The sequence below is a fragment of the Micromonospora sp. NPDC126480 genome (assembly GCF_040302465.1).
Taxonomy (GTDB): domain Bacteria; phylum Actinomycetota; class Actinomycetes; order Mycobacteriales; family Micromonosporaceae; genus Micromonospora.
In genome coordinates, this window is the sequence record NZ_JBEORU010000001.1 from 179,409 (window position 1) to 206,322 (window position 26,914).

Below are 26,914 nucleotides of genomic sequence, written 5' to 3' on the forward strand. Positions count from 1 at the left end.
CGTGACCGTTGCGGACAGGTAAGCAGAGCAAAGGGGCGGAGTGGTCTGCCGGCGGGGGCAGAGCGGGCGCCGGCGGGGCAGTGGGCCGGGCGATCGGACGATCGAAACCGTCGGGGCGGGCCGGGCTGAGGGCGGGCCGGCCGGTGGGTGAGGTCCGGGCGTGGCCGGGCGTGGAGAGCCGGGGAGGTCACATCCGGGTGGCCGCTCGTCGCCGGGCGAGGGAGCCCGACGTAGGCTCGAGGGCGTGACGGTGAGCCGGGAGATCGACGACATCCTGCAGCGCGGCGCGGACGGCGGGCGGATCACGCCCGAGGAGGCCCTGCTGCTCTACACCGACGCGCCCTTCCACGCGCTGGGCGAGGCGGCCGACGCGGTACGCCGGCGGCGGTACCCGGACAACATCGTCACGTACCTGATCGACCGCAACATCAACTACACGAACGTCTGCGTGACGGCGTGCAAGTTCTGCGCCTTCTACCGCGCGCCGAAGCACAAGGAGGGCTGGACCCACTCGACGGAGGAGATCCTGCGCCGGTGCGGCGAGGCCGTCGAGCTGGGCGCCACCCAGGTCATGCTGCAGGGCGGGCACCACCCGGACTACGGCGTCGAGTACTACGAGGAGCTGTTCTCCTCGGTGAAGAAGGCGTACCCCCAACTCGCGATCCACTCGATCGGCCCCAGCGAGATCCTGCACATGGCGAAGGTCTCCGGAGTGAGCCTGGACGAGGCCATCGCGCGGATCAAGGCGGCGGGCCTGGACTCGATCGCCGGCGCCGGCGCCGAGATGCTGCCGGAGCGGCCGCGGAAGGCGATCGCACCGCTGAAGGAGTCCGGAGAGCGTTGGCTCGAGGTGATGGAGCTGGCCCACCGGCAGGGCGTCGAGTCGACCGCGACCATGATGATGGGCACCGGTGAAACCGCGGCCGAGCGGATCGAGCACCTGCGGATGATCCGCGACGTGCAGGACCGGACGCGGGGCTTCCGGGCGTTCATCCCGTGGACGTACCAGCCGGAGAACAACCACCTCAAGGGGCGTACGCAGGCCACCACGCTGGAGTACCTGCGGCTCGTCGCGGTGGCGCGGCTCTTCTTCGAGACCGTGCCGCACCTCCAGGCGTCGTGGCTCACCACCGGCAAGGACGTCGGGCAGCTCGCCCTGCACATGGGCGTCGACGACCTCGGCTCGATCATGCTTGAGGAGAACGTCATCTCCTCGGCGGGCGCACGCCACCGATCCAACCTGCACGAGCTGATCGGGATGATCCGCTCGGCCGACCGGATCCCCGCCCAGCGCGACACCCTCTACAACCGACTCGCGGTGCACCGGACACCGGCGGACGACCCGAGCGACGACCGGGTGGTCTCGCACTTCTCCTCCATCGCCCTCCCGGGCGGTGGCGCCGGCAGGACGCTCCCGCTCGTCGACGCTCGCTGACGCGCCCGCCCGCCCGGACGGTCGATCACCGTCCGGGCACGGCCGGTGACGAGTTTCGACTGGCCAAACGGCCGGTGCCGGTGGGTCGTAGATATCGATTCGGTGACCATTCCGTTGAGCGACGGGCACGTCGACGGATGACAACCCCGATCAATCCGGACAATCCTTAAGCCCCTCTTAGGTGGGCTGGCCAGGAGGCACGTCGACGGGGCTGGCGAGGATGATCGCCACCCGCTAACGTCCCCGCCCGTATGTTTCCTTCACCCCACGGGGGGACGCTTCCATGATCTTCCGTAACCGGTCGCTGGCGCGGCTCGGCGCGGCGGCACTGCTGGCCACCGGCGGGCTCGCCGTGACGGCGACGCCGGCGTACGCCGAGGACACCAAGGCCGACCTCGAGGTGACCGTCGCCGGCACCACGCTGGCCGAGGGCGCCACCGAGAAGGTCGGCTGGCTCAAGGTCAAGAACAACGGCCCGGGTACGCCGGCCGCGCTGAAGGTCGGTGTCGACCTCGCCGGCGTCTACGACGAGCGGATCTTCTCGGTTCCGCTGGGCCAGGACTGCGAGCTCGAGGACGCCGCCAAGTTCGTCTGCGCGGTGCCGGCGGATGCGATCCCGGGCCCGGGCGAGACGCTCGAGTACCCCGTGCTCACCATCAAGGACGTCGAGGGCACCGACGGCGGGGAGAGCAAGGTCCGCTTCTTCCTCGCCTCGGCCGACGACACCACGCCGGACAACAACCACAAGGACATCACCCTCCAGTTCGAGGGTGAGCCCGGCGTCGACCTCGGCGTCGTGGTGCCCGACGTGAAGACCCGGCCCGACGGTTCGCCGCTCTACGCCGGTGACGACGCCCTCGTCTTCGGTGAGATCATCAACCAGGGCGACACGATCGCCAAGGGCGTCGAGTTCAAGCTCCAGCTGCCGAAGGACGTCGCCTTCACCGAGCAGTACGAGGGCTGCGAGTACTCGGCCGACGCGGGCACCGCCACCTGCCGTGACGAGGCGATCGTCGTGGATCCGCAGACGATCCTGCTGATCCAGTTCCCGGTGAAGGTCGGTGCCGGGGTCCAGGCCCCGGTCACGCTGCCGGCCGGCTCGCTCGCCGCCGACGCGCTCGGCGTGGCGGAGCCCGGCTCCCCGGAGGCCCGCGGCGCCCGCACGACCACCCTTGAGAACGCCCGCCTGGTGAACAAGGGCGAGCGGATCACCGACGTGGACCCGACGGACAACATGGACGACTTCGCGGTCGTCGTCGCTGCCAAGGGCGGCGCCGGCGGTGGCGGCGAGGGTGACGGCGACGGCGACGGCCCCGGCCTGCCGGTGACCGGCCCGCAGGCCGGCCTGATGGGCGGAATCGGCGTCGCGGTGCTGCTCGCGGGTGGTGTGATGTTCCTGGTCGCGCGGCGTCGCCGGATCGTCCTGGTCAGCCCGGGTGACGAGAAGCCGACCGCCTGACGGTCCTCCATCGACCCGCGAGGGTCGTTCACATAACGCAGGGCAGTGCGGGCGGGATGGTCACATCCCGCCCGCACTGTCCCATCCGGACCGGTACCCGGCGGCGCGCGCCGGGAACTGGCATTACCGGATCCGAGTCAGATAACGTCCGCTCGTTCCGCAACCCTGCCCATCAGCCGTCCCTGACCCCCGGGGGATCGATGACACTTCTCCGCTTGCTGGCCCGAGCCGGGGCGGTCGCCCTGCTCGCGGCGACCGGCATCACCGGCGTGGCCGCTCCGGCGCACGCCGCCGACCAGGCCGACCTGGCCCTCACCCCGCTCAGCTACGAGCTGGCCAAGGGCGTGAAGGAGGCCAAGGCCAAGCCGTTCAAGTTCCAGGTCGACAACACCCGCGGCGACGTCGACGCGACGGCCGTCCGGGTGACCGTCGAGACGAAGCACCTGAAGGCCCGCAAGGTGGGCGTGGTCGTACCGGAGGGCTGCGAGGTCGACGGCACGTCGTTCAGCTGCCTCCTCGGTGACCTGCCGGCCGGCACCACCGAGGACTTCGGCATCCCGCTCTTCTCCACCGGCGGCCGCGGTGACGCCGGCACGCTGGTCGTGACGATCACGTCCGCGACGCCGGATCCGCACGCCGAGGACAACACCGTCGAGCACGACATCACCGTCGCCAAGCGCGGCTACGACCTGACCACCTGGGTGCAGGACGTCTACGCCGACGTGGACGTCGACGGCGACGACGAGGGCGAGGCCAAGCTCGCGGCGGTGAAGCCCGGCGACACCGCTCCGCTGGACTGGGCGGTCTACAACCACGGCAGCCGCCGGGCCACCGGCATCGCGTACGGGATCTCCCTGCCGGCCGGCGTGACCTTCGCCGAGCTGCCGGAGGGCTGCGTCGAACAGGAACTCGGCGGCGTCGCGGCGGCGTACTGCGAGGATTCCGGCGCGGTGCTCAAGCCGGGCCAGTTCTACACGGCGGACGTACGGGTGACGGTGGGCGCGGACGTGACCGAGCCGGTGCTCCGCCCGGGCTTCCTGTTCGCCGCCGGCCTCGACGCCGCGCAGGGCGAGCCGGAGGCGGAGCCCCGGGTCGCCAGCGACGCCCAGCGTCGGACGTTCACCGAGGTCGACCCGGTCGACAACACGGCACAGTTCGACGTGTTCGTGGACCTGAGCGCCGGGCCGACGCCGACGCCCACCCCGACCGGTGAGCCGACCGCCACGCCGACCCCGACCGCCGTCCCCACGACCACTCCGACGCCGGGTGACGGCTCCGGCGAGGGCGGCGGGCTGCCGGTCACCGGTGTGCAGGTCGGTTTGATCGCCGGCATCGGCGCGGCCGTGCTGGTGGCCGGCGGCGCCCTGCTGCTGCTCTCGCGGCGGCGGAAGGTCGTCCTGGTCAGCGACGACTCGTCGACCGACTGATCGGTCCGGGCCCTGGCGGGGGCGGGACGGCCACGGGCCGTCCCGCCCCCGTTTCGCGTCGGGCGTGGTGTTAACAAGGGACCCTTCCTCTACCGCAGGCGTTAAGAAGGGGCCCTTCCTTCAGCTCTGGTGGGGGCTGGCAGAGTGGAGGGGTGAGTCGCACTCCCCAGGGCCAGCGCGCCAGCCTGGACAAGCAGCCGCACGAGGTCGCCGCGATGTTCGACGGTGTGGCGGCCCGGTACGACCTGACCAACACGGTCCTCTCCTTCGGGCAGGACCGGTCCTGGCGGCGGGCGACCCGGGCCGCGCTCGGCCTGCGGCCGGGCGAGCGGGTGCTGGACGTGGGCGCGGGCACCGGTGTCTCGACCGAGGAGCTGGCCCACTCGGGGGCGTACGCGGTCGGCGCCGACCTCTCCCTCGGCATGCTGTACGCGGGCAAGCGGACCCGTCCCGGCGTGCCGCTGCTGGCCGGGGACGCGCTGCGGCTGCCCTTCGCCGACGCGAGCTTCGACGCGGTGACCATCTCCTTCGCGCTGCGCAACGTCAACGACACCGGCGCGGCGCTCCGCGAGTTGGCACGGGTGACCCGGCCGGGCGGCCGGCTGGTGGTCTGCGAGTTCAGCACCCCGGTGAACCCCGCGTTCCGCACGGTCTACCTGTCGTACCTCATGCGCTCGCTGCCGGCCGTGGCGCGGGCGGTCGCCAGCAACCCGGACGCGTACGTCTACCTGGCGGAGTCGATCCGTGCCTGGCCGGACCAGGCGGCGCTGGCGGCGCGGATCGGTGCGGCCGGCTGGGGTCGGGTGGCCTGGCGGAACCTGACCGGCGGTGTGGTGGCGCTGCACCGCGCGGTCCGGAGCTGACCGACCAACCAGTTTTCAGTGAATATCCGTATTTAGTCCAATTTGCCCCGTAGGCTCGCCCCATGACGGGACCCGACCGGGGAGATTTCACGGCACCCACCGACGACGACGCGACGGAACTCGTCGCCCAGCTCAAGGAGCTGGCCGGCGCCGATCCCGCCGACGTCCGCCAGGTCGTGGCCGAGGTGCTCGCCGCACTGGACCGGGCCGCCGGCGGGGCGCTGCGCGAGCACCTGCCGGCGACGATCCGCGCCGAAGCCGGCCTCGACGCCGCCCCGGCCCGCAACTGACCCGCCCGCCCGTCCGACTCGCCACCGAAAGGGCCCCGACGCCCGGCTCGGCCCGCCACTGAGCGGGCTGTTTCCGGCAAGTTAGGTTCCCCTCACCAGGCAGCGGTGTTACGCCGGTCATAGACTCCTCAGCGTCTGGCTTGTGAAGCATTTCACGAGCACGCGGGAGGAGGCGCGGATGACCACGGTGGAGAACGACGCCGACGTGATCGTCGTGGGCGCCGGTCCCGGTGGATCGGCGACCGCGTACCACCTGGCTCGGCACGGTGTCCGGGTGCTGCTGCTGGAGAAGACCGAGTTCCCCAGGGAGAAGGTCTGCGGCGACGGGCTCACCCCGCGCGCGGTGCGCCAACTGATCCGCATGGGCGTGGACACCTCGACCGAGGCCGGCTGGCTGCACAACCGCGGCCTGCGCGTCATCGGCGGCGGGATCCGGCTCGAACTCGACTGGCCCGACCTGGCCAGCTTCCCCAACCACGGTCTGGTGCGCACCCGGCTGGACTTCGACGACCTGCTCGCCCAGCGGGCCGTCGCGGCCGGTGCCAAGCTGCGCACCAGCGTGAACGTCGTCGGGCCGGTGCTCGACGGCGACGGCCGGGTGGTCGGTGTCGAGGCCGAGGTCGGCCCGGAGCAGGAGCCGGCCACCTTCCGGGCGCCCCTGGTGGTCGCGGCGGACGGCGTCTCCGGCCGCTTCCCACTCGCGCTCGGCCTGGCCAAGCGGGAGGACCGGCCGATCGGCGTGGCCGTACGGCGGTACTACCGCTGCGCGGCGAAGCACGACGACGACTACCTGGAGTCCTGGCTGGAGCTGCGCAGCAAGGGCAGCGACGCGCTCCTGCCCGGCTACGGCTGGATCTTCGGCCTGGGCGACGGCCGGGTGAACGTCGGCCTGGGCGTGCTCAACTCCTCGTCGGCCTTCGGGAAGACGAACTACCGCCGCCTGCTCACCGACTGGCTCGCGAACACCCCCGAGGAGTGGGGGATGACCGACGAGACCAACGCGGAGGGCCCGATCCTCGGCGCGGCGCTGCCGATGGGCTTCAACCGGGTACCGCACTACACCCGCGGGGTCATGCTGGTCGGCGACTCCGGCGGCATGGTCAACCCGTTCAACGGCGAGGGCATCGCGTACGCGATGGAGTCGGGTGAGCTGGCCGCGGAGATCGCGGTGCAGGCCCTCGCCCGGCCGGCCGGCGCGGAGCGGGAGCGCGCTCTGGCGGCGTACCCGACGGAACTGAAGGCGCGGTTCGGCGGCTACTACCGGCTCGGCGGCATCTTCGTGAAGCTGATCGGCCGGCCCGAGGTCATGCGGGCCGCCACCAGGTACGGCATGCCGCACCCGACGTTGATGCGCTTCGTGCTCAAGCTGCTGGCCAACCTGACCGACCCCCGTGACGGGGACGCGATGGACCGGGTCATCAACGCGATGACGAAGGTGGCGCCGGCCGTGTGAACCGCTCGTGGTGACCCGCGCACGTTGAGTGCAAAAGGCCAGGTCCGGGGCTTGTCACGGCCGCCGGACGGGGACCGGGACGACCCCCCGCTGGCAGCCGCCGGCCGGGACGTGAATAGTGTGATTTTCCTCAAGCACCGAGGGCAGGGAAGGACGAGCAGGAGAAACGATGTCGCTCTCGCCTTACGTACCGATCATCGGGCTGTTCGCCCTCGCCGCGGCGTTCGCGCTGTTCTCCGTGGCGGCCGCCCGTCTCACCGGCCCTCGTCGCTTCAACAAGGCCAAGCTCGAGGCGTACGAGTGCGGGATCGAGCCCAGCCCGCAGCCGGTCGGCGGCAGCCGGTTCCCGATCAAGTTCTATCTGACGGCGATGCTCTTCATCGTCTTCGACATCGAGATCATCTTCCTCTACCCCTGGGCGGTCTCGTTCGACGCCCTGCCGATCTTCGGCTTCGTGGAGATGGTCCTGTTCATCGTCGCGGTCTTCGTCGCGTACGCCTACGTGTGGCGGCGCGGCGGCCTGGACTGGGACTGAGGGAGGAACCTCAATGGGTATCGAGGAGAAGCTCCCCGCCGGCGTCCTGCTCACCTCGGTGGAGAAGCTGGTCAACTGGTCGCGGAAGACGTCGACGTGGGGGGCCACCTTCGGCCTCGCCTGCTGCGCCATCGAGATGATGGCGGCCGGCGGTCCCCACTACGACCTGGGCCGCTGGGGCATGGAGGTCTTCCGGGCCTCGCCACGGCAGGCGGACCTGATGATCGTGGCCGGCCGGGTGAGCCAGAAGATGGCCCCGGTGCTCCGCCAGATCTACGACCAGATGGCCGAGCCCCGCTGGGTGCTCTCGATGGGCGTCTGCGCCAGCAGCGGCGGCATGTTCAACAACTACGCGATCGTCCAGGGCGTCGATCACGTGGTCCCGGTGGACATGTACCTGCCCGGGTGCCCGCCCCGGCCGGAGATGCTCATCGACGCGATCCTCAAGCTCCGCGAGAAGATCATGCACGAGCCGCTCGGCCCCAACGGCCGCAAGATGCTCGAGGCCCGCGAGGCCCGCGGCGACGTGCCGGTCGTGCCGTACGGCTCGATGCCGTCCTCGTACCGCAGTGACAAGGCCCGGCGGGCCGAGTGGACGAAGGCCGTCCAGGAGGGCCGCGAGGAGCAGCTGCGGATCGAGAAGTGGATGGAGTCCCAGAACCACCTGCGCGAGTACGGGGGACTGAAGAAGTGACCGCTCCTCACGACAAGCCGAACGACGGCGGGGTTCCGGTACCGGTGACCCCGGCCGGGGCCAGCAGCGGGGCGCCGGCCGAGTACCCGCCGTCCAGCCCCGCCGGGCGCGGCATGTTCGGCAACCAGGGCACCGGCGACGTCTCCGGCTACGGCGGCCTGGTCCGGCAGCGCCGGCCGATCGAGGAGGCGTCGCGGCCGTACGGCGGCTACTTCGACGACGTGACCGACGCGCTGGAGGAGGCGTACCCGGCCTTCGGCGACGCCATCGAGAAGGTCGTGGTCGACCGGGGTGAGCTGACCCTGCACGTACGCCCCGAGCGGATCGCCGAGGTCTGCCAGGTGATGCGGGACGACCTCGCGCTCCGGTTCGAGCTGTGCTCCTCGGTGTCCGGCGTGGACTACCTCGGCGCCGACGCTCGCCGGCTGCACGTGGTCTACCAGCTCACCTCGATGACGTACCGGCGCCGGGTCCGGCTGGAGGCCGCGGTCTCCGTGGAGGACCCGCACCTGCCCAGCGTGACAAGCGTCTACCCGACCGCCGACTGGCAGGAGCGGGAGGCGTACGACATGTTCGGCATCGTCTTCGACGGTCACCCGGCCCTGACCCGGATCCTCATGCCGGACGACTGGGAGGGCCACCCGCAGCGCAAGGACTACCCGCTCGGCGGTGTGCCCGTCGAGTACAAGGGCGCCGAGATCCCGCCGCCGGACCGGAGGAGGTCGTACCAGTGAGTGCGACGAGTGAGCTTGCGAGCCCCGCAGTCGCGAACGGAAGGCCTGCGCAGTGAGCACCTCTAACTACGCCACCGAGCGTGAGACCACCGAGGGCAGGGTCTTCACCGTCACCGGTGGGGACTGGGACGACGTCGTCTCCGGCGCCGACCCGATCAACGACGACCGGCTCGTCGTGAACATGGGTCCGCAGCACCCGTCCACGCACGGCGTGCTCCGGCTGATCCTGGAGCTGGAGGGCGAGACGGTCCGCGAGCTCCGCTCGGTCGTCGGCTACCTGCACACCGGCATCGAGAAGAACCTGGAGTTCCGCAACTGGGTCCAGGGCTCGACCTTCGTGACCCGGATGGACTACCTGTCGCCGCTGTTCAACGAGACGGCGTACGCGCTGGCGGTGGAGAAGCTGCTCGGCATCGAGGAGCAGGTCACCGAGCGGGCGACCACCATCCGGGTCCTGATGATGGAGCTGAACCGGATCTCCTCGCACCTGGTCTGGGTGGCCACGACGGCCATGGAGCTGGGCGCGGTCAACATGATGCTGTACGGCTTCCGCGAGCGGGAGTACATCCTCGAGATCTTCGAGCTCGTCACCGGCCTGCGGATGAACCACGCGTACGTCCGGCCGGGCGGCGTGGCGCAGGACGTGCCGGACGAGGCGATCGTCAAGATCCGCGAGTTCCTGAAGCTGATGCCGAAGCGGCTCAAGGAGTACGAGGACCTGCTCTCCGGCCAGCCGATCTGGCTGGAGCGGACGCAGAACGTGGCGGTGCTCGACGTGACCGGCTGCGTCGCGCTCGGCGTCACCGGCCCGGTGCTGCGCTCCGCCGGTCTCGCCTGGGACCTGCGCAAGACCATGCCGTACTGCGGTTACGAGACGTACGAGTTCGACGTGCCGACGCACACCGACGGCGACGTGTGGGGCCGCTACCTGGTCCGGATGGCCGAGATCCGGGAGTCGCTGAAGCTTGTCGAGCAGGCGCTGGACCGGCTGAGGCCGGGCCCGGTGATGGTTGCCGACAAGAAGATCGCGTGGCCGGCGCAGCTCGCCATCGGCGTCGACGGCATGGGCAACTCGCTGGAGCACGTCGCGAAGATCATGGGTCAGTCCATGGAGTCACTGATCCACCACTTCAAGCTCGTCACCGAGGGTTTCCGGGTCCCACCGGGCCAGGTGTACGTCGCGGTCGAGTCGCCGCGTGGCGAAATGGGCGTGCACGCGGTCTCCGACGGCGGCACCCGGCCCTACCGGGTGCACTACCGGGAGCCGAGCTTCATCAACCTCCAGGCCCTGCCGGCGATGGCCGAGGGCGGCCTGATCGCCGATGTGATCGCCGGCGGCGCCTCGCTGGACCCCGTCATGGGCGGATGTGACCGGTGAGTGCGAGGAGTGAGGTTGCCAGCCCCGCAGTCGCGAACGGAAAGGCGACTCCGATGACCACGACTTTCAGTGACGAGACCCGGGCCCGGGCGCGGGAGATCATCGCCCGGTACCCGGCCGACCGGTCCCGCTCGGCGCTGTTGCCGCTGCTGCACCTGGTGCAGTCCGTCGAGGGGTACGTCTCCCCGGCCGGCATCGCGTTCTGCGCCGAGGTGCTTGGGCTGAACAAGGCGCAGGTCGGGGCGGTCGCCTCCTTCTACACGATGTACAAGCGCCGGCCGACCGGTGACTGGCTGGTGAGCGTCTGCACCAACACCATGTGCAACGTCCTCGGCGGCCAGAAGGTCTACGACACCCTCGCCGAGCACCTCGGGGTGGGCCACGACGAGACCACGGCGGACGGGACGATCACCCTGGAACACGCCGAGTGCCTGGCCGCGTGCGACTACGGGCCGGTGCTGACGGTCAACTACGACTTCTTCGACAACGTGGACCCGCAGACGGCCGTCGACGTGGTCGACGAGCTGCGCGCCGGTGGCCGGCCGACGCCGAGCCGCGGCGCCCGCCTCTGCACGCTGAAGGAGATGTCGGTGCAGCTCGCCGGCTTCGCCGACGAGCGTGAGGGCGCGGTCGCCGACGGCGTGCCGGGCGAGCCGACCCTGCGCGGGCTGCGCCTCGCGCAGGAGCACGGCGTCTCGGTCCCCGGCTTCGACCCGAGCACCCCGATCCGCAGCAAGGCCGAGGCCGACAAGGCGGCCGCCGAGGCGAAGGCGAAGGCCGAGGCCGCGAAGCCGGCGCAGCCGGAGGCGGCCGCGAAGCCCGCGGTCAACGCCGGCACGGGTGAGCCGGTCGCGCCGGCGCAGGCGGCCGGCAGCACCACCCGGGACGTGAAGGCGCCGGACGACAAGTCGCCCGAGGTGCGGGCGGCGGAGACCCGGCAGCCGGACGCGCGGACGCCGGTTCCCGACGCGCCGGGCACGAAGGTGCCGGTGGACGGCGCACCCCCGGCGCCACGCGAGGCCCGGGCGGCCGAGGAGTCCGGCGCGGCGGCGAACCCGCCGGCCGGTGACGGCAAGCCCGCCGGCGACGACGCCGGCGCGCAGGAGCGCTCGCTCAAGGATGCCGAGGCAGCCGCGAGTGCGAGGAGTGAGCTTGCGAGCCCCGCAGTCGGGAGCGAAGGGGGAAACCAGAAGTGACCACTCCTCGGCCGGAGACGCTGGCCAAGCTCACGCCGGTGCTCACCAAGCGCTGGCTCTCGCCGGACGCCTGGCAGCTCGACACCTACGAGAAGCTCGACGGGTACGCGGCGCTGCGCAAGGCGCTCAAGGCCCACCCGGACGACCTGATCCAGCTGATCAAAGACTCCGGTCTGCGCGGCCGCGGCGGCGCGGGCTTCCCGACCGGTCTCAAGTGGGGGTTCATCCCGCAGGGCGACGGCAAGCCGCACTACCTGGTGGTCAACGCCGACGAGGGCGAGCCGGGCACCTGCAAGGACCTGCCGCTGATGACGCACGATCCACACTCGCTGGTCGAGGGCGTGATCATCGCGTCGTACGCGATCCGGGCCAGCCGCGCCTACATCTACATCCGGGGTGAGGCGGTGCACGCCGCACGGCGGCTGCGCAGCGCGGTGCGGGAGGCCTACGCCAAGGGCTACCTCGGGAAGGACATCCTGCGCAGCGGGTTCGACCTGGACCTGGTGGTGCACTCGGGCGCCGGGGCGTACATCTGCGGCGAGGAGACCGCGCTGCTGGACTCGCTGGAGGGCTTCCGGGGCCAGCCCCGGCTCCGGCCGCCGTTCCCCGCGACGCACGGCCTGTACGCGAGCCCGACGGTGGTGAACAACGTCGGCACGATCGCGTCGGTCCCGTACATCGTGCTGGGCGGCGCGGACTGGTGGCGGAGCATGGGCACCGAGAAGTCGTCCGGCCCGATGATCTACTCGCTCTCCGGCCGGGTCGCGAACCCCGGCCAGTACGAGTGCTCGATGGGGATCACGCTCCGCGAGCTGATCGAGCTGGCCGGCGGCATGCAGCCGGGTCACAACCTGCGGTTCTGGACGCCGGGTGGCTCGTCGACGCCGCTGCTCACCGCCGAGCACCTGGACGTGCCGCTGGACTTCGAGGGGGTGGCGGCGGCCGGGTCGATCCTGGGCACCACGGCGACGCAGATCTTCTCCGACCAGGACTGCCCGGTGTACGCGACGTACCGGTGGCTGGAGTTCTACCACCACGAGTCGTGCGGCAAGTGCACGCCGTGCCGCGAGGGCAACTACTGGATGGTCCGCGTCTACCGCCGGATCCTCTCCGGTCAGGGCACCCACGACGACCTGGACACTCTGCTGGACACCTGCGACAACATCCTCGGCCGCTCGTTCTGCGGTCTGGGTGACGGCGCGACCAGCCCGGTGACCTCCTCGCTGAAGTACTTCAAGCAGGACTACCTCGACTACATCGAGGGACGTACCGCTCCGAAGCTCTCCGACAAGCAGCTGGTGGGAGCCCACTGATGACGGACGTAGCCAAGCAGACCGAGACGGTCACGCTCACCATTGACGGCATCGAGGTCACCGCGCCGAAGGGGGCGCTGCTGATCCGGGTCGCCGAGCAGATGGGCATCGAGATCCCACGGTTCTGCGACCACCCGCTGCTGGCCCCGGCCGGCGCCTGCCGCCAGTGCCTGGTCGACGTGGAGGGGCAGCGCAAGCCGGTCGCCTCCTGCACCCAGACCGTGGCCGACGGCATGGTCGTGAAGACCCAGCTCACCTCCCCGGTCGCCAAGAAGGCGCAGGAGGGGATCATGGAGCTGCTGCTGGTGAACCACCCGCTCGACTGCCCGATGTGCGACAAGGGCGGCGAGTGCCCGCTGCAGAACCAGGCGATGTCGACCGGCCGTACCGACTCGCGGTTCCACGAGCACAAGCGTGAGTACGAGAAGCCGCTGGAGATCAGCACCCAGGTGCTGCTCGACCGGGAGCGCTGCGTGCTCTGCCAGCGGTGCACCCGGTTCTCCGAGGAGATCGCCGGCGACAAGTTCATCGACCTGATGAACCGCTCGTCCGCCGAGGAGATCAACATCTACCGGGACGAGGCGTACGGCGGGGAGGAGGGCGAGGACGGCGACGTGCCGTTCAACTCGTACTTCTCCGGCAACACGGTCCAGATCTGCCCGGTCGGTGCGCTGACCGGTGCGCAGTACCGGTTCCGGGCCCGCCCGTTCGACCTGGTCTCCACCCCCAGCGTCTGCGAGCACTGCTCGGCCGGCTGCGCCCAGCGCACCGACTGGCGGCGCGGCAAGGTGCTGCGGCGGCTGGCCGGCGACGACCCGGCGGTCAACGAGGAGTGGAACTGCGACAAGGGGCGCTGGGGTTTCCAGTACGCCCGCGCGTTCGACCGGCTGACCACCCCGCTGGTGCGCGACGAGCAGACCGGTGAGCTGCGTGAGGCGTCGTGGAGCGAGGCCCTGACCGTGGCCGCCGAGGGGCTGCGCGCGGCGCGGGACGGCGGGCGGGGCGCGGCGGTGCTCACCGGCGGCCGGCTGACCGTCGAGGACGCCTACGCGTACGCCAAGTTCGCCCGCGTCGCGCTGCACACCAACGACATCGACTTCCGGGCCCGGCCGGTCTCCCGCGAGGAGGCCGACTTCCTGGCCAGCTCGGTGGCCGGGGTCACCGAGGTCACCTACGCCGACGTCGAGAAGGCACCGGCGGTGGTGCTGGTCGGCCTGGAGCCGGAGGAGGAGTGCCCCATCCTCTTCCTGCGGCTGCGCAAGGCGTACCTGAAGAAGACCCTGACGTTGTACGCGATCGCCCCGTTCGCGACCCGCGGCCTGGAGAAGCTCGGCGCCAAGCTGGCCCGGGTGGTGCCGGGCGAGGAGGCCAGCGTGCTCGCCGAGCACGCCACGGTCGCCGAGGCGCTGAGCCAGCCGGGGGCGATCCTCGTCGTCGGCGAGCGGCTGGGCGCGGTGCCGGGCGGTCTCTCCGCCGCGGCGGACGTGGCCCGGCGTACCGGGGCCAAGCTGGCCTGGGTGCCGCGGCGGGCGGGTGACCGGGGTGCGGTCGACGCGGGCTGCCTTCCGAACCTGCTCCCCGGTGGTCGCCTGGTCACCGAGCCCGCCGCCCGCGCCGAGCTGGGCGAGGCGTGGGACATCCCGGCCGGGGTCATCCCCAGCCAGGCCGGCCGGGACACCGACGGCATCCTCGCCGCGGCGGCCGCCGGGCAGCTCGGCGCGCTTGTCGTGGCCGGCGTCGACCCGGCGGACCTGGCCGACCCCCGGCTGGCCGAGGAGGCGCTGGAGTCGGTGCCCTTCCTGGTCAGCCTCGAACTGCGCAACAGCGCGGTGGCCCGCCGGGCGGACGTGGTCCTCCCGGTCGCGCCGGTGGTGGAGAAGGCGGGCAGCTTCCTGGACTGGGAGGGGCGGCTGCGTCCCTTCGAGGCCGTCCTGCAGACCGCCGCGATGACCGACGGCCGGGTGCTGGACGCGTTGGCCGCGCAACTCGACGTGCGGCTCGGCACCGCCGACGTGCCGAGCGTCCGCCGCGAACTGGGCGGGCTGCCGCGCACCCGTACCACTCGGCCGGCGGCGCCGACCGTGGAGCCGGCGGCCGCGCCACAGCCGGGCGCCGGTGAGGCGGTGCTGGCCACCTGGCACCAGCTGATCGACCTGGGCAGCCTGACCGACGGCGACGAGCACCTCGCCGGCACGGCCCGCCCGCCGGTGGTCCGGCTGGGCAAGGGCACCGCCGAGGCCATCGGTGTCGCCGACGGCGACGCGGTCACGGTCGGCACCGACCGGGGCGCTATCACCCTGCCGGCGGCGGTGACCGAGATGCCGGACGGCGTCGTGTGGCTGCCGACCAACTCGCCGGGCTCGACGGTCCGCCGCAGCCTCGGCGCCACGGCCGGAGCGATCGTGCGGGTCTCCGCCGCCGCGATCCCACCGGCCGTTCCCCAGCAGGCCGACGCGCCGGTCGCCGCCGACGCGGCCGGTCGCCCGGGCCCGCTCCTCAACTCCGGGGGTGCCGCATGACCTTCCTCGCCCAGGAGCCGACGCTTGCCGACTTCGGTCAGGACACGTGGTGGCTGATCCTGATCAAGATCGTCTTCGCGTTCGCGTTCGGCCTGCTGGCCACGCTGCTCGGCGTGTGGTTCGAGCGCCGGGTCGTCGCCCGGATGGCGGTCCGGCCCGGCCCCAACCAGGCCGGCCCGTTCGGTCTGCTGCAGACGCTCGCCGACGGCCTGAAGATGGCCTTCAAGGAGGACATCCTCCCGCGGGCCGCGGACAAGGTCGTCTATTTCTTCGCCCCGGTCATCTCGGTGGTCTGCGCGGTCACCGCCCTGTCGGTGATGCCGTTCGGCCCGATGGTCAGCATCTTCGGGCACCGGACGCCGCTGCAGGTCACCGACGTGCCGGTGGCGGTGCTGCTGGTCCTGGCCTGCTCCTCGATGGCGGTGTACGGCGTCGTGCTCGCCGGGTGGGCCTCCGGGTCCACCTACCCGCTGCTCGGTGGTCTCCGGTCCACCGCTCAGCTGATCTCGTACGAGGTCGCCCTCGGGCTCTCCGTCGTGGCGGTCTTCATGCTCTCGGGGACGATGTCGACAAGCGGCATCGTCGCCGCCCAGGGTGAGCGGCCGCGCCTGGAACTGTTCGGCGCGGACATCGCGGCACCGGGCTGGTACGCGATCCTGCTCTTCCCGAGCTTCGTCATCTTCTTCATCGCGATCGTCGGTGAGACCAACCGCGCTCCGTTCGACCTGCCCGAGGCGGAGTCCGAGCTGGTCGCCGGCTTCATGACGGAGTACAGCTCGCTGAAGTTCGCGCTCATCATGCTCTCCGAGTACGTGGCGATGGTCACCATGTCGGCGTTCACCGTGACGCTGTTCCTCGGCGGCTGGCGGGCTCCCTGGCCGCTGAGCATCTGGGACGGGGCGAACGCGGGCTGGTGGCCGATGCTGTGGTTCTTCCTCAAGGTCGTCGCCCTGGTCTTCGTCTTCATCTGGCTGCGGGGCACGCTGCCCCGGCTGCGCTACGACCAGTTCATGCGCCTCGGCTGGAAGGTCCTGCTCCCGATCAACCTGGTCTGGATCCTGGTGCTGGCCGGCTGGTTGAAGACCCAGGGTTGGGAGCGCGCCGACCGGCTGATCGTGTACGGGGCTGTCGCCGGTGTGGTGCTGCTCGCCACGCTGTTCTGGCCGAGCCGCAAGCCCACGGCCAAGCCGACGCTCGCCGAGCAGGTCGGCAACCGTCCACCGGGCAGCTTCCCGCTGCCCCCGATGGACCTTCAGGTACCACCGAGCCCGCGGACCCGGCGCGTCGTCGCCGAGCGGGAGCCGGCCAACCTCGCCGCCGGCACGGACTCCAGGGAGGTGTGACGTGGGCGCGATCACCGGAACGTTCAAGGGCTTCGGGGTCACCTTCTCGCACATGTTCAAGAAGGTCGTCACCACCGACTACCCGTCCAAGCCGCCGGTCTCGGCGCCGCGCTACCACGGGCGGCACATCCTCAACCGGCACCCGGACGGCCTGGAGAAGTGCATCGGCTGCGAGCTGTGCGCGTGGGCCTGCCCCGCGGACGCGATCTACGTGGAGGGTGGCGACAACACCGAGGAGCAGCGCTTCTCCCCGGGTGAGCGGTACGCCAGCATCTACCAGATCAACTACGCCCGCTGCATCTTCTGCGGGCTGTGCATCGAGGCCTGCCCGACCCGCTCGCTCACCATGAGCAACGAGTACGAGCTGGCCCGGGACAACCGGCAGGACCTCATCTTCACGAAGGAGCAGCTGTTGGCGCCGCTGCTGCCGGGCATGGAGCAGCCACCGCACCCGATGCGGTTGGGTGACAGCGAGAAGGACTACTACGTCGGCGCGCTGGAGAACCCGGGCACCTCGGCCGGTGCGGAGCGCTCGCCGATGGGCCCCGGCCGCTACCAGCTCGACGATCACCCCGGGGTGACCTTCCCGGGTGCCGAGCAGGCCGCGCAGCGGGCCGGCAAGGGAGACGGAGCATGACCACGCAGACGGTGCTCGCCGCGGCGGGCTCGGTGTCCGGTGGCGAAGCGGTCACCTTCTGGATCCTCGCCCCGCTGGCGCTGCTCGGCGCGATCGGCATGGTCGTCGCCCGCAACGCCGTGCACTCGGCGCTGTGGCTGGTGCTGACGATGCTCTGCCTGGGCGTGTTCTACGTGCTCCAGGCCGGGCCGTTCATCGGCATGGTGCAGATCATCGTCTACACCGGCGCGATCATGATGCTCTTCCTGTTCGTGCTGATGCTGGTCGGCCGGGACGCGTCCGACTCGCTGATCGAGACGCTGCGCGGCCAGCGGATCGCGGCGATCGTCCTCGGGCTGGGCTTCGCCGGCCTGGTCGGCACCGGCGTCTACCGGGCGCTGGCCGGCGGCGACGCCGCCGGCCTGGCGGTGGCCAACGCCGAGGGCAACGTGCAAGGCATCGCGCGGCTGCTGTTCACCAAGTACGTCTTCGCGTTCGAGCTGACCTCCGCGCTGCTCATCACGGCGGCGGTCGGCGCGATGGTGCTGGCGCACATCGAGCGGCGCAAGGAGGACCGGATGGACCAGGTCGCCACCATGAAGGCGCGGTTCCGCCCCGGCAACTACCCCGGCCCGAAGCCCGGTCCGGGCGTGTTCGCCACCTCGTCCTCGGTGGCCACGCCGGCCCGGCTGCCGGACGGGCGGCTGACCGAGCGCAGCACCCCCGACATCCTGCCGGTGCGCGAGCTGGGCGCCGAGGAGACCACGCTGAAGGGGACCGACAGGTGAACGAGTTCTTCTCGGTGGAACCGAACTACTACCTGGTCCTCGCCGCGGTGCTGTTCACCATCGGCGCCGCCGGGGTGCTCGTCCGGCGCAACGCGCTCGTGCTGTTCATGTGCGTCGAGCTGATGCTCAACGCGGCCAACCTGACCCTGGTCACCTTCAGCCGGATCAACGGTGACCTCAACGGCCAGATCATGGCGTTCTTCGTGATGGTGGTGGCCGCGGCAGAGGTCGTGGTCGGGCTCGCGATCATCATGGCGATCTTCCGGACCCGGCGCTCGGCGAGCGTCGACGACGCCAACCTTCTGAAGTACTGAGGGGCCTGCGGTGATGGAGATTCTGGCGAACGCTCCGGTCGAGCCGGTGGGCGCCGTCACGTACGCGGCGGCCGACGGGCTGCTCGGCAGCGTCTGGCTGCTGGTCGCGATCCCGCTGGTCAGCGCGGCGATCCTGCTGCTGCTGGGCCGCCGGGCGGACCGGTGGGGGCACTGGCTGGGCGTGGCGTCGATCGGCGTCGCGTTCGTGCTCGGCCTGACCTACTTCCTCCAGCTCCGCGGGCTGGAGAACCGGTCCGTCGAACTGAGCCTGTGGGAGTTCATCGCGGTCGGCGACCTGCGCGTGGACTTCGGCCTGCTCTTCGACCCGCTGGCCGCGGTCTTCGTCCTGCTGATCACCGGGGTGGGCTTCCTGATCCACCTGTACGCCGTGGAGTACATGGCGCACGACCCGGGTCGCCGGCGGTTCTTCGGCTACTTCAACCTGTTCGTCGCCGCCATGCTCCTGCTGGTGCTCGGCAACAACTACGTGATGCTCTACTTCGGCTGGGAGGGCGTCGGCCTGGCGTCGTACCTGCTGATCTCCTTCTGGTACGAGCGGCCGAGCGCCGCCACGGCCGGCAAGAAGGCGTTCCTGATGAACCGCGTCGGTGACGCCGGCCTGGCCATCGGCATCTTCATCATGTTCGCCACCCTCGGCACCACGCAGTACGACGAGGTGTTCTCGGGCGTCGGCTCGCTCACCGCCACCACGGTCCTGGTGCTCGGCCTGCTCCTGCTGCTCGGCGCGACCGGCAAGTCCGGCCAGTTCCCGTTGCAGGCGTGGCTCCCGGACGCGATGGAGGGCCCGACCCCGGTGTCGGCCCTGATCCACGCGGCCACCATGGTCACCGCGGGCGTCTACCTGATCGCCCGGTCGAACCCGATCTTCTCGGCCAACTCGACCCTCCAGCTGGTGGTGGTCAGCGTCGGTGCGCTGACCCTGCTGATCGGCTGCGTCATCGGCGCGGCCAAGGACGACATCAAGCGGGTGCTCGCCTGGTCGACGGTCAGCCAGATCGGTTACATGTTCCTCGGCGTCGGTCTCGGTGGCGCGGCGTACGCGCTGGCCATCGTGCACCTGCTGGCGCACGGCTTCTTCAAGGCCAACATGTTCCTCGGCGCCGGCTCGGTCATGCACGGGATGAAGGACCAGGTGGACATCCGCCGCTTCGGCGGGCTGGCCAAGTACATGAAGATCACCTGGCTGACCTTCATGACGGGCTGGCTGGCGATCATCGGCCTGCCCCCGTTCTCCGGCTTCTTCTCGAAGGAGCCGATCATCGTGGCCGCGTTCGAGCGGGAGGGCTGGACGGCCTGGCTCTTCGGCACGGCGGCCCTGCTCGGCGCCGGGCTGACCGCGTTCTACATGACCCGGCTGTTCGTGCTCACGTTCCACGGCCCGGCCCGCTGGACGGAGGACATCGAGCACCCGCACGAGTCGCCGAAGCTGATGACCATCCCGCTGATCCTGCTCGCCGTCGGGTCGGTCGCCGCCGGTGCGTTCATGGCCGGGCCGGTCCCCGAGTGGCTGGAGGCCACGGCCGGGCTGGGCGGTCAGACCGAGGCGCACGAGGCGGTGCTGTCGCACCTCGCGATCACTATCCTGTCGATCCTGGTCACGGTGGCCGGCGCCGGGCTCGCCTGGTTCCTGTTCCGGGCCGGCACGGCCACCGAGCCGCAGCCGGCGGGCGTGCTGGTCACCGCCGCCCGGAAGAACCTCTACACCGACTCCTTCAACGAGGCGGTCTTCGAGAAGCCGGGCATCTTCCTCACCCGGGCGCTGGTCTACCTCGACAACCGCGGCATCGACGGGCTGGTCAACGGTCTCGCCGCCGGGGTGGGCGGCGGTTCGGGCCGGCTCCGGCGGCTGCAGACCGGCTTCGTCCGGTCGTACGCCACCTCGATCCTGGCCGGTGCCCTGCTGGTGGTGGCGGCCTTCCTGGCCGTCGAGGCGGGGTGGTTGGCGTGATCGGACTTCAGGCGGCCGTCACCGACGGACCGCGCAGCGACGACGGAGGTAAGGCCGCGTAATGTCCGACTTCCCGTTCCTCTCGGTGCTCACCGTGGCGCCGCTGGTCGGTGCCCTCGTGGTGGCCCTCCTGCCCCGCCGGCGGCCGGAGCTGGCCAAGCGGGTGGCGCTCGGCTGGTCGCTGCTGGTGCTGGCGCTCTCGGTGGTCATGTGGGTGACCTGGCAGACCGGCGGCGAGCGGTTCCAGTTCCGCGAGTCGTACCCGTGGATCCCGAACTGGGGCGTCAACTTCACCTTCGCCGCCGACGGCATCGCGCTCGTCATGTTGATGCTGATCGCGGTGCTGGTGCCGCTGGTCATCCTGGCGTCCTGGCACGACGCCGAGTCCTCGAAGCGGTCGGTGCCGGTCTACTTCGCGCTGCTGCTGGTCCTCGAGTGCACGATGATCGGCGTCTTCGCCGCCGCCGACGTCTTCCTGTTCTACGTGTTCTTCGAGGTCATGCTCGTGCCGATGTACTTCCTCATCGGCAGCTACGGCGGCCACCAGCGGCAGTACGCGGCGGTGAAGTTCTTCCTCTACTCGCTGGTCGGCGGTCTGTTCATGCTCGCCGCGGTGATCGGCCTGTGGGTGGTCGGCGGGAAGACCTTCGACTGGCAGGCGCTGTCGCAGGTGGACATCTCCACCGGCACCGAGCGTTGGCTGTTCCTCGGCTTCTTCCTCGCGTTCGCGATCAAGGCGCCGTTCTTCCCGTTCCACACCTGGCTGCCGGACGCCGGTGGTGCGGCCCCGGCCGGCGCCGCCGCGCTGCTGGTCGGCGTGCTCGACAAGGTCGGCACCTTCGGCATCCTGCGCTACTGCCTGCCGCTGTTCCCGGACGCGGCGAAGTGGTTCGCGCCGTGGGCGCTGGCGCTGGGCCTGATCGGCATCGTCTACGCGGCGCTGCTCGCCGTCGGGCAGAACGACCTGAAGCGGCTGGTGTCGTACACCTCGATCGCGCACTTCGGCTTCATCGGGGTCGGCATCTTCGCGTTCACCAGCCAGGCGGCGACCGGCGCGGTGCTCTACATGGTCAACCACGGGCTCGCCACCGGCCTGCTCTTCCTGGTGGTCGGCATGCTGATCGCCCGGCGCGGTTCCGCGCTGATCAGCGACTTCGGCGGTGCCGGCAAGCTGGTTCCGCTGCTGGCCGGGGTGCTGTTCTTCGCCGGTCTCGCCTCGCTGGCGCTGCCCGGCACGGCGCCGTTCATCTCCGAGTTCCTGGTGCTGATCGGCACGTTCACGGTGAACAAGCCGGTCGCGGTGATCGCCACGCTCGGCATCATCCTGGCGGCCGCGTACGTGCTCTGGATGATCCAGCGCACCACCCAGGGCACCCTCAACCCGGCGCTGACCGAGGTCGACGGCATGAAGCGCGACCTCAACCTGCGCGAGAAGGTCGTGGTGGCTCCGCTGATCGCCCTGATCGTGCTGCTCGGCTTCTACCCGAAGCCGGTGACCGACGTGATCAACCCCGCCGTCCAAGCCACCATGCAGGACATCGGTAGGACCGACCCGGCCCCGTCGGTGGGCACCGTCCAGGAGGCGGCCAAATGAGTGAGCTGAAGCTTCCCTCGATCGAGTACGCGGCGCTCGCGCCGATACTCATCATGCTGGGCGCCGCGCTCGTCGGTGTGCTGGTCGAGGCGTTCGTGCCGAGGCGGCTGCGGAACCTGGTGCAGCTTGCGGTGGCGCTGCTCGCGGTCCTGTCCGCGCTGACCATGGTCGTGCTGAACGCCGACGAGCGCCTCATCACCATCGGCGGGGCGATCGCGGTGGACGGGCCGGCCCTCTTCCTCCAGGGCGCGATCCTGGTCCTGGCCGCGATGGCGCTGCTGCTGATCGGCGAGCGTACGGTCGAGCGGGGCGGGGCGTTCGTGGCCCAGGCGGCGGTCACCGCCGAGTCGGCCGACGACCGCCGGCAGGCCGAGGGCACGAACGGCCTCACCGAGGTCTACCCGCTGACCACGTTCGCGGTCGGCGGCATGCTGATCTTCGTGGCGGCGAACGACCTGCTGACCATGTTCATCGCGCTGGAGGTCTTCTCCCTGCCGCTCTACCTGCTCTGCGCGCTGGCCCGCCGCCGGCGCCTGCTGAGCCAGGAGGCGTCGTTGAAGTACTTCATGCTCGGCGCGTACGCCTCGGCGTTCTTCCTGTTCGGCGTCGCCCTGGTGTACGGCTTCACCGCCGGCATCCCGGGCCGGCCGGCCGGGGTCGACTTCGCCACCGTCCACGCGGCCGTCGCCGAGAGCCCGGCAAGCCCGCTGCTGCTCTTCGCCGGCATGGCGCTGCTCGCCATCGGCCTGCTGTTCAAGGCCGCCGCGGCGCCGTTCCACGTCTGGACGCCGGACGTCTACCAGGGCGCACCGACGCCGGTCACCGGCTTCATGGCGGCGTGCACGAAGGTGGCCGCGTTCGGCGCCCTGCTGCGGGTCTTCCACGTGGCGTTCGAGGGCGCGCGGTGGGACTTCACCCCGGTGCTCGGCGTGGTCGCGGTGCTGACGATGCTCGTCGGTGCGGTCCTGGCGGTCACCCAGACCGACATCAAGCGGCTGCTCGCGTACTCGTCGATCGCGAACGCCGGTTACCTGCTGGTCGGCGTGCTCGCGCCGAGCAGCGAGGGCATCTCCGGGACGATGTTCTACCTGGTGGCGTACGGCTTCTCGGTGCTTGCCGCGTTCGCTGTGGTCACCCTGGTCCGCGACGCGGACGGGGAGGCCACCCACCTGTCCCGGTGGGCGGGTCTCGGGCGGCGCTCCCCGTTCTACGCCGCGCTGTTCACCTTCATCCTGCTCGCCTTCGCCGGCATCCCGCTGACCAGTGGCTTCACCAGCAAGTTCGCGGTCTTCGGCCCGGCCCTGGACGGTGGACAGGCCTGGCTGGTGATCGCCGGTGTCCTGACCAGCATGGTGCTCGCCTTCCCGTACCTGCGGGTGGTCGTGCTGATGTGGCTCTCCGAGCCCGGCGAGTCCACCCCGACCGTGACCGTGCCGGGCGGGCTGACCTCGGCGGCGCTGATGATCGGCGTGGTCGCCACGCTGGTCCTCGGTGTCGTTCCGGCGCCGCTGCTCGACCTCGCCACCGGAGCGGCGGAGTTCGTCCGCTGACACCTGTCGCCCGGGGCCGGTACGCGGACGCGTACCGGCCCCGCGCCGTTCCCGGAGCCGGTCCGCGTGCCCGCCGACGGTCCGGCCATCCCCGGCCCGGGGCTGGTCGGGGGCGTGTGGCATGGTTGGAGACGTGGTGAATCCGGCTGGCGAGCGTTCAGGTGCCACCGGCGCGGGCGGCCGCCCGGGCCGGGAGAGCACGGGTCAGTTCGGCGCGCTCGGTCTGCACCTCGCCGATTCCCGCGTCGAGGAATCGGTGCTGCGGGTGCTGGAGGGCGTCGAGGCCGAGCTGCGGTCCAGCGTCGCGAGCGCCGACCCGTTCGTCACCGAGGCGGCCCGGCACCTCGTGGAGGCCGGCGGCAAGCGGTTCCGTCCCCTGCTGGTGGCGCTCGGCGCGCAGTTCGGTGACCCGACGGACCGGCAGGTCGTGCCCGCGGCCGTGGTGATGGAGCTCACTCACCTGGCGACGCTCTACCACGACGACGTCATGGACGAGGCCCCGGTGCGTCGTGGTGCCCCGAGCGCCAACTCCCGGTGGACGAACTCGGTCGCCATCCTGGTCGGTGACTACCTCTTCGCCCGGGCCGCGGACATCGCGGCCGAGCTGGGCACCGAGGCCGTACGCCTGCAGGCCCGCACGTTCGCGCGGCTGGTGCACGGCCAGATCGCGGAGACGGTCGGACCGCGCGCCGGCGACGACCCGGTGGCGCACTACCTGAGCGTCATCGCCGAGAAGACCGGCTCGCTGATCGCCACGTCGGCGCGTTTCGGTGGCATGTTCGGCGGGGCCAGCGCCGAGCACATCGAGGCGCTCGCCGGCTACGGGGAGACGATCGGGGTGGCCTTCCAGCTCTCCGACGACCTCCTGGACATCGCCAGCGAGTCGATGCAGTCCGGCAAGACACCCGGCACCGACCTGCGCGAGGGCGTCCCGACCCTGCCGGTGCTGTACGCGCTCGCGTCCGACGACGCCGACGCCGCGTCGGTGCGGCTGCGGGAGATCCTGGCGACCGGTCCGCTCACCGACGACGACCTGCACGCCGAGGCACTCGGCCTGCTCCGCGAGAGCCCGGCCCTCAAGCGGGCCCGCGAGACGGTCCGCAGCTACGCCGAGGACGCCCGTGCCCAGCTCGCCCCGCTCCCGCCGGGCCCGGCCCGCCGGGCCCTCGAGTCCCTCTGCGACCACATCGCCGACCGCACCAGCTAACCCCCCGGCCCTACCGAGCGGGCCGGGCGGGACAGGAGGCGGCTGCCGGTCAGCATCAGGGCGGCCGCCAGGAGCATCGAGACCGCCGCGGTCGTCCACATGGTCGGATAGCCCAGATGGGCGGCCAGCGGGCCGAGGGTGAGCGGGCCCAGGCAGCCGCCCGCGTACACCCCGGTCTGGGTGATCGAGGTGGCCGCGGCCGGCGCCTGCGGGTGGAGCCGCACCACGGCGAAGTTCATCAGCCCCGGCCAGGCCCAGCCCAGCCCGAAGCCGAGCACCACGCCGGCCACCAGCGGCACCGGGCCGGCGACGGCGAGCAGGGCGAGCCCACCGGCGCCGACGACAAGCATCCCGGCGATGACCGTCACGTGCCCGCTCGGCCGCCGGTCGCCGAGCCAGCCGGCGCTCACCCGCGCGACGACGCACACGGCGCTGCCCAGGGTCAGTGTCAGCCCGGCCAGACCGGGTGCCAGGCCCCGCGCGGCGGCGGAGTCCACGGCGAACGTGCCGAGCGCGTTCGCGGAGGCGGCGGCGAGGGCCGCGGCGACGCCCACCACGACCAGCGCCCCGGTCGCCCGGCCTCCGCGGGCGGCGGCCTTCCGCGCCGGCCGTGGCTCCCGCGCCGACACGACCGGCAGCACCGCCAGGGCGGCGCCGGCGGCCGCCACGAACGCCCACCGCCAACCGACGGTGAGCGCCACGGTCGGCACCGCCACGCCGGCCAGCAGCGTGGAGACCGGGATGGCCGCCTGCTTCACGCCGAACGAGAGCCCCTGCCTCCGGACCGGTACGTGCCGGGCCAGCGCGGCGTTGCTCGCGAGCTGGCCCAGGGCGTTGGCGGTGCCGGCCAGCGCCAGCAGCCCGACAAGCACCGGGTAGGTCCGGGCGAGCCCGGCGACGCCGAGCATGCTGGTGGCGGAGATCAGGATGCCGGCGCGGGCGACCACGGCGGGGCCGTACCGCTCGGCGAGCGCGCCGGACGGCACCGACGCCAGCGCGCCGACCCCGAAGTAGATCGCCACGACGAGACCGAGGCCGGCCGGGGAGAAGCTCAGGTCGGCACCCATCTGAACGGCGAGCCCGCCAACCAGGAAGACCGGCAGGACGCAGGCGATGGTGACGGCGACGGCCCCGGCGGCGGCGCGTACCGGCCGGGTCGGAGCGTCGGCGGGCTGCAGCGCGGTGTCGGCCATGATCTGAACAACCTACGCGAGTCGCCGTCAGGTAACCGTGCGTGTCCGGGCCGGTGCGGCCAGTGGATGACGATCTGGCATCCTCCACCCGAACAGGCATTTCGCGCCGGGCACGTTTTTCATATGGTGTAAGTCCCCGGCTGCGGAGGTGGTTGTGCGCGACCCCTTGGCGGAACCTTCGGACCTGATCCGGAGCGTGTCCCGCGCGCTGCGAGTGCTCGAGTCGGTCGGTCGCGCCCCGAAAGGGCTGACCGTCAAGCAGATCGCGCGACGGTGCGAGCTGACCGTCGCCACCACCTACCACCTCGTCCGCACCCTGGCCTACGAGGGCTACGTCATCCGCCGCGAGGACGGCACGTACATCGTGGGGCTTGAGGTGGCCGACCGATACCGCGAGCTGGTCACGGCCTTCCGGGGGCCGCCCGCGGTCGGGGAGTGCCTGCGGCGTGCCGCCGCCGACACCGGCTACAGCCACTATCTGGGCAAGTTCGTCGGCGGCCAGGTCGCGATCACGGCCGTGGCCGAGGGTCCGCGCTCGCCGTACCTGGAGGACCTGGTCCCCGGCTTCGACGAGGGCGCGCACGCCACCGCGCTGGGCAAGGCGCTGCTGGCGACCCTCACGGCCGAGCAGCGGTTCCGCTACCTGCGCGAGTACGGCATGCGCCCGTTCACCACCGCCACGCTGACCACTGTCGAGGCCTTCGAGGCCGACCTGGCGGCGGGCGACCGGCGGGGGATGCAGATGGAGCTGGGGCAGTACCGGCAGGGCGTGGCGTGCGCGGCGGTGCTGGTGAGCCCCGACAAGGACATGGAGCGCCGGGTCGTGCTCGCCTGCGCCCTGCCGGCCAGCGAGATGATGACCTCCGCGCGGGTGGTCCGGGCGAAGCTGCTCACCGCCGCCCGGGGCATCGCGGACTCCCTCACCGCCGAGAACTGACGCCGGCCGGGCCGGGACGGTGTCCGCGGCCCGCCGAGCCAGCCGGTGCCGCCGGACGCGAAGGGCCCTCCCCCCGGCTGGGAGAGGGCCCTTCCCGGCGGTCCAGC

Annotated in this window: 23 protein-coding genes; 22 read left to right on the forward strand and 1 reads right to left on the reverse strand. The window is 71.4% G+C overall.

Going from position 1 to position 26,914, the window contains the following annotated elements; genetic code table 11:
* The first annotated feature begins 244 nt into the window (after positions 1–244).
* The 21 genes from mqnC to ABTW87_RS01025 all read left to right on the forward strand — a co-directional run bounded on the left by mqnC (position 245) and on the right by ABTW87_RS01025 (position 24,677).
* Positions 245–1,435 carry a cyclic dehypoxanthinyl futalosine synthase gene (gene mqnC / locus ABTW87_RS00925; RefSeq protein ID WP_350647256.1) on the forward strand — a complete coding sequence of 397 codons (1,191 nt, stop codon included), beginning with the start codon at positions 245–247 and terminating at the stop codon, positions 1,433–1,435.
* 283 nt (positions 1,436–1,718) lie between these two features.
* On the forward strand, positions 1,719–2,894 hold the full coding sequence (locus ABTW87_RS00930; RefSeq protein ID WP_350647258.1) for a COG1361 family protein: 1,176 nt from the start codon (positions 1,719–1,721) through the stop codon (positions 2,892–2,894).
* Positions 2,895–3,094: 200 nt separating this feature from the next.
* On the forward strand, positions 3,095–4,321 hold the full coding sequence (locus ABTW87_RS00935; protein WP_350647260.1) for an LPXTG cell wall anchor domain-containing protein: 1,227 nt from the start codon (positions 3,095–3,097) through the stop codon (positions 4,319–4,321).
* A 152-nt stretch (positions 4,322–4,473) separates the two neighbouring features.
* Positions 4,474–5,184: a demethylmenaquinone methyltransferase gene (locus ABTW87_RS00940; RefSeq protein WP_350647262.1), complete on the forward strand. Its 711-nt coding sequence runs from the start codon at positions 4,474–4,476 to the stop codon at positions 5,182–5,184.
* 62 nt (positions 5,185–5,246) lie between these two features.
* Complete coding sequence (locus ABTW87_RS00945) at positions 5,247–5,474, forward strand: hypothetical protein (RefSeq protein ID WP_350647264.1); 228 nt, start codon at positions 5,247–5,249, stop codon at positions 5,472–5,474.
* 178 nt (positions 5,475–5,652) lie between these two features.
* On the forward strand, positions 5,653–6,927 hold the full coding sequence (locus ABTW87_RS00950) for a geranylgeranyl reductase family protein (RefSeq protein ID WP_350647266.1): 1,275 nt from the start codon (positions 5,653–5,655) through the stop codon (positions 6,925–6,927).
* A 169-nt stretch (positions 6,928–7,096) separates the two neighbouring features.
* Positions 7,097–7,462, forward strand: a complete 366-nt coding sequence (locus ABTW87_RS00955) for an NADH-quinone oxidoreductase subunit A (protein WP_350647268.1) — start codon at positions 7,097–7,099, stop codon at positions 7,460–7,462.
* A 13-nt stretch (positions 7,463–7,475) separates the two neighbouring features.
* Entirely contained in the window at positions 7,476–8,156 is a 681-nt protein-coding gene (locus ABTW87_RS00960; RefSeq protein ID WP_350647270.1) for a NuoB/complex I 20 kDa subunit family protein, read from the forward strand.
* Complete coding sequence (locus tag ABTW87_RS00965) at positions 8,153–8,890, forward strand: NADH-quinone oxidoreductase subunit C (protein ID WP_350647271.1); 738 nt, start codon at positions 8,153–8,155, stop codon at positions 8,888–8,890. The genes ABTW87_RS00960 and ABTW87_RS00965 overlap by 4 nt, the downstream gene beginning before the upstream one ends.
* A gap of 52 nt (positions 8,891–8,942) precedes the next feature.
* Positions 8,943–10,268 (forward strand): NADH-quinone oxidoreductase subunit D, encoded by a 1,326-nt coding sequence (locus ABTW87_RS00970; RefSeq protein WP_350647272.1) that lies wholly within the window; start codon positions 8,943–8,945, stop codon positions 10,266–10,268.
* A 53-nt stretch (positions 10,269–10,321) separates the two neighbouring features.
* Entirely contained in the window at positions 10,322–11,464 is a 1,143-nt protein-coding gene (gene nuoE / locus ABTW87_RS00975) for an NADH-quinone oxidoreductase subunit NuoE (RefSeq protein ID WP_502891506.1), read from the forward strand.
* The gene (nuoF, locus tag ABTW87_RS00980; protein WP_350647274.1) at positions 11,461–12,777 is read left to right on the forward strand and encodes an NADH-quinone oxidoreductase subunit NuoF; all 1,317 of its coding nucleotides are present in this window, start codon (positions 11,461–11,463) and stop codon (positions 12,775–12,777) included. Before nuoE ends, nuoF begins: the two co-directional genes overlap by 4 nt.
* The gene (locus ABTW87_RS00985) at positions 12,777–15,296 is read left to right on the forward strand and encodes an NADH-quinone oxidoreductase subunit G (protein ID WP_350647276.1); all 2,520 of its coding nucleotides are present in this window, start codon (positions 12,777–12,779) and stop codon (positions 15,294–15,296) included. Before nuoF ends, ABTW87_RS00985 begins: the two co-directional genes overlap by 1 nt.
* A complete protein-coding gene (gene nuoH, locus ABTW87_RS00990; protein WP_350647277.1) occupies positions 15,293–16,639 on the forward strand; it encodes an NADH-quinone oxidoreductase subunit NuoH in 1,347 nt (448 codons plus the stop codon). Before ABTW87_RS00985 ends, nuoH begins: the two co-directional genes overlap by 4 nt.
* 1 nt (position 16,640) lies before the next feature.
* The gene (nuoI, locus tag ABTW87_RS00995; RefSeq protein WP_350647279.1) at positions 16,641–17,276 is read left to right on the forward strand and encodes an NADH-quinone oxidoreductase subunit NuoI; all 636 of its coding nucleotides are present in this window, start codon (positions 16,641–16,643) and stop codon (positions 17,274–17,276) included.
* On the forward strand, positions 17,273–18,043 hold the full coding sequence (locus ABTW87_RS01000; RefSeq protein WP_350647280.1) for an NADH-quinone oxidoreductase subunit J: 771 nt from the start codon (positions 17,273–17,275) through the stop codon (positions 18,041–18,043). The genes nuoI and ABTW87_RS01000 overlap by 4 nt, the downstream gene beginning before the upstream one ends.
* The gene (gene nuoK / locus ABTW87_RS01005; RefSeq protein ID WP_350647281.1) at positions 18,040–18,357 is read left to right on the forward strand and encodes an NADH-quinone oxidoreductase subunit NuoK; all 318 of its coding nucleotides are present in this window, start codon (positions 18,040–18,042) and stop codon (positions 18,355–18,357) included. Before ABTW87_RS01000 ends, nuoK begins: the two co-directional genes overlap by 4 nt.
* Positions 18,358–18,370: 13 nt before the next feature.
* On the forward strand, positions 18,371–20,326 hold the full coding sequence (gene nuoL / locus ABTW87_RS01010) for an NADH-quinone oxidoreductase subunit L (protein ID WP_350647584.1): 1,956 nt from the start codon (positions 18,371–18,373) through the stop codon (positions 20,324–20,326).
* Between the two features lie 61 nt (positions 20,327–20,387).
* The gene (locus ABTW87_RS01015; protein WP_350647283.1) at positions 20,388–21,920 is read left to right on the forward strand and encodes an NADH-quinone oxidoreductase subunit M; all 1,533 of its coding nucleotides are present in this window, start codon (positions 20,388–20,390) and stop codon (positions 21,918–21,920) included.
* Positions 21,917–23,470 (forward strand): NADH-quinone oxidoreductase subunit NuoN, encoded by a 1,554-nt coding sequence (gene nuoN / locus ABTW87_RS01020; RefSeq protein ID WP_350647285.1) that lies wholly within the window; start codon positions 21,917–21,919, stop codon positions 23,468–23,470. Before ABTW87_RS01015 ends, nuoN begins: the two co-directional genes overlap by 4 nt.
* Before the next feature lie 121 nt (positions 23,471–23,591).
* Entirely contained in the window at positions 23,592–24,677 is a 1,086-nt protein-coding gene (locus ABTW87_RS01025) for a polyprenyl synthetase family protein (RefSeq protein ID WP_350647287.1), read from the forward strand.
* Here ABTW87_RS01025 and ABTW87_RS01030 read toward each other — a convergent pair.
* The gene (locus ABTW87_RS01030; RefSeq protein ID WP_350647289.1) at positions 24,674–25,870 is read right to left on the reverse strand and encodes an MFS transporter; all 1,197 of its coding nucleotides are present in this window, start codon (positions 25,868–25,870) and stop codon (positions 24,674–24,676) included. The genes ABTW87_RS01025 and ABTW87_RS01030 overlap by 4 nt on opposite strands.
* Positions 25,871–26,024: 154 nt before the next feature.
* On the opposite strand from ABTW87_RS01030, the gene ABTW87_RS01035 reads away from it, so the two are divergent.
* On the forward strand, positions 26,025–26,807 hold the full coding sequence (locus ABTW87_RS01035; protein WP_350647290.1) for an IclR family transcriptional regulator: 783 nt from the start codon (positions 26,025–26,027) through the stop codon (positions 26,805–26,807).
* The last annotated feature ends 107 nt before the right edge of the window (positions 26,808–26,914 follow it).

Coding starts and splice junctions, on each gene's coding strand:
- ABTW87_RS01015 (WP_350647283.1), top strand. CDS start 20,388: ATGTCCGACTTCCCGTTCCTCTCGGTGCTCACCGTGGCGCCGCTGGTC.
- ABTW87_RS00930 (WP_350647258.1), top strand. CDS start 1,719: ATGATCTTCCGTAACCGGTCGCTGGCGCGGCTCGGCGCGGCGGCACTG.
- ABTW87_RS00935 (WP_350647260.1), top strand. CDS start 3,095: ATGACACTTCTCCGCTTGCTGGCCCGAGCCGGGGCGGTCGCCCTGCTC.
- ABTW87_RS01000 (WP_350647280.1), top strand. CDS start 17,273: ATGACCACGCAGACGGTGCTCGCCGCGGCGGGCTCGGTGTCCGGTGGC.
- ABTW87_RS00985 (WP_350647276.1), top strand. CDS start 12,777: ATGACGGACGTAGCCAAGCAGACCGAGACGGTCACGCTCACCATTGAC.
- ABTW87_RS01025 (WP_350647287.1), top strand. CDS start 23,592: ATGGTTGGAGACGTGGTGAATCCGGCTGGCGAGCGTTCAGGTGCCACC.
- nuoL (WP_350647584.1), top strand. CDS start 18,371: ATGGAGATTCTGGCGAACGCTCCGGTCGAGCCGGTGGGCGCCGTCACG.
- ABTW87_RS00955 (WP_350647268.1), top strand. CDS start 7,097: ATGTCGCTCTCGCCTTACGTACCGATCATCGGGCTGTTCGCCCTCGCC.
- nuoH (WP_350647277.1), top strand. CDS start 15,293: ATGACCTTCCTCGCCCAGGAGCCGACGCTTGCCGACTTCGGTCAGGAC.
- ABTW87_RS00950 (WP_350647266.1), top strand. CDS start 5,653: ATGACCACGGTGGAGAACGACGCCGACGTGATCGTCGTGGGCGCCGGT.
- nuoE (WP_502891506.1), top strand. CDS start 10,322: ATGACCACGACTTTCAGTGACGAGACCCGGGCCCGGGCGCGGGAGATC.
- ABTW87_RS01030 (WP_350647289.1), bottom strand. CDS start 25,870: ATGGCCGACACCGCGCTGCAGCCCGCCGACGCTCCGACCCGGCCGGTA.
- ABTW87_RS00960 (WP_350647270.1), top strand. CDS start 7,476: ATGGGTATCGAGGAGAAGCTCCCCGCCGGCGTCCTGCTCACCTCGGTG.
- nuoN (WP_350647285.1), top strand. CDS start 21,917: ATGAGTGAGCTGAAGCTTCCCTCGATCGAGTACGCGGCGCTCGCGCCG.
- ABTW87_RS00945 (WP_350647264.1), top strand. CDS start 5,247: ATGACGGGACCCGACCGGGGAGATTTCACGGCACCCACCGACGACGAC.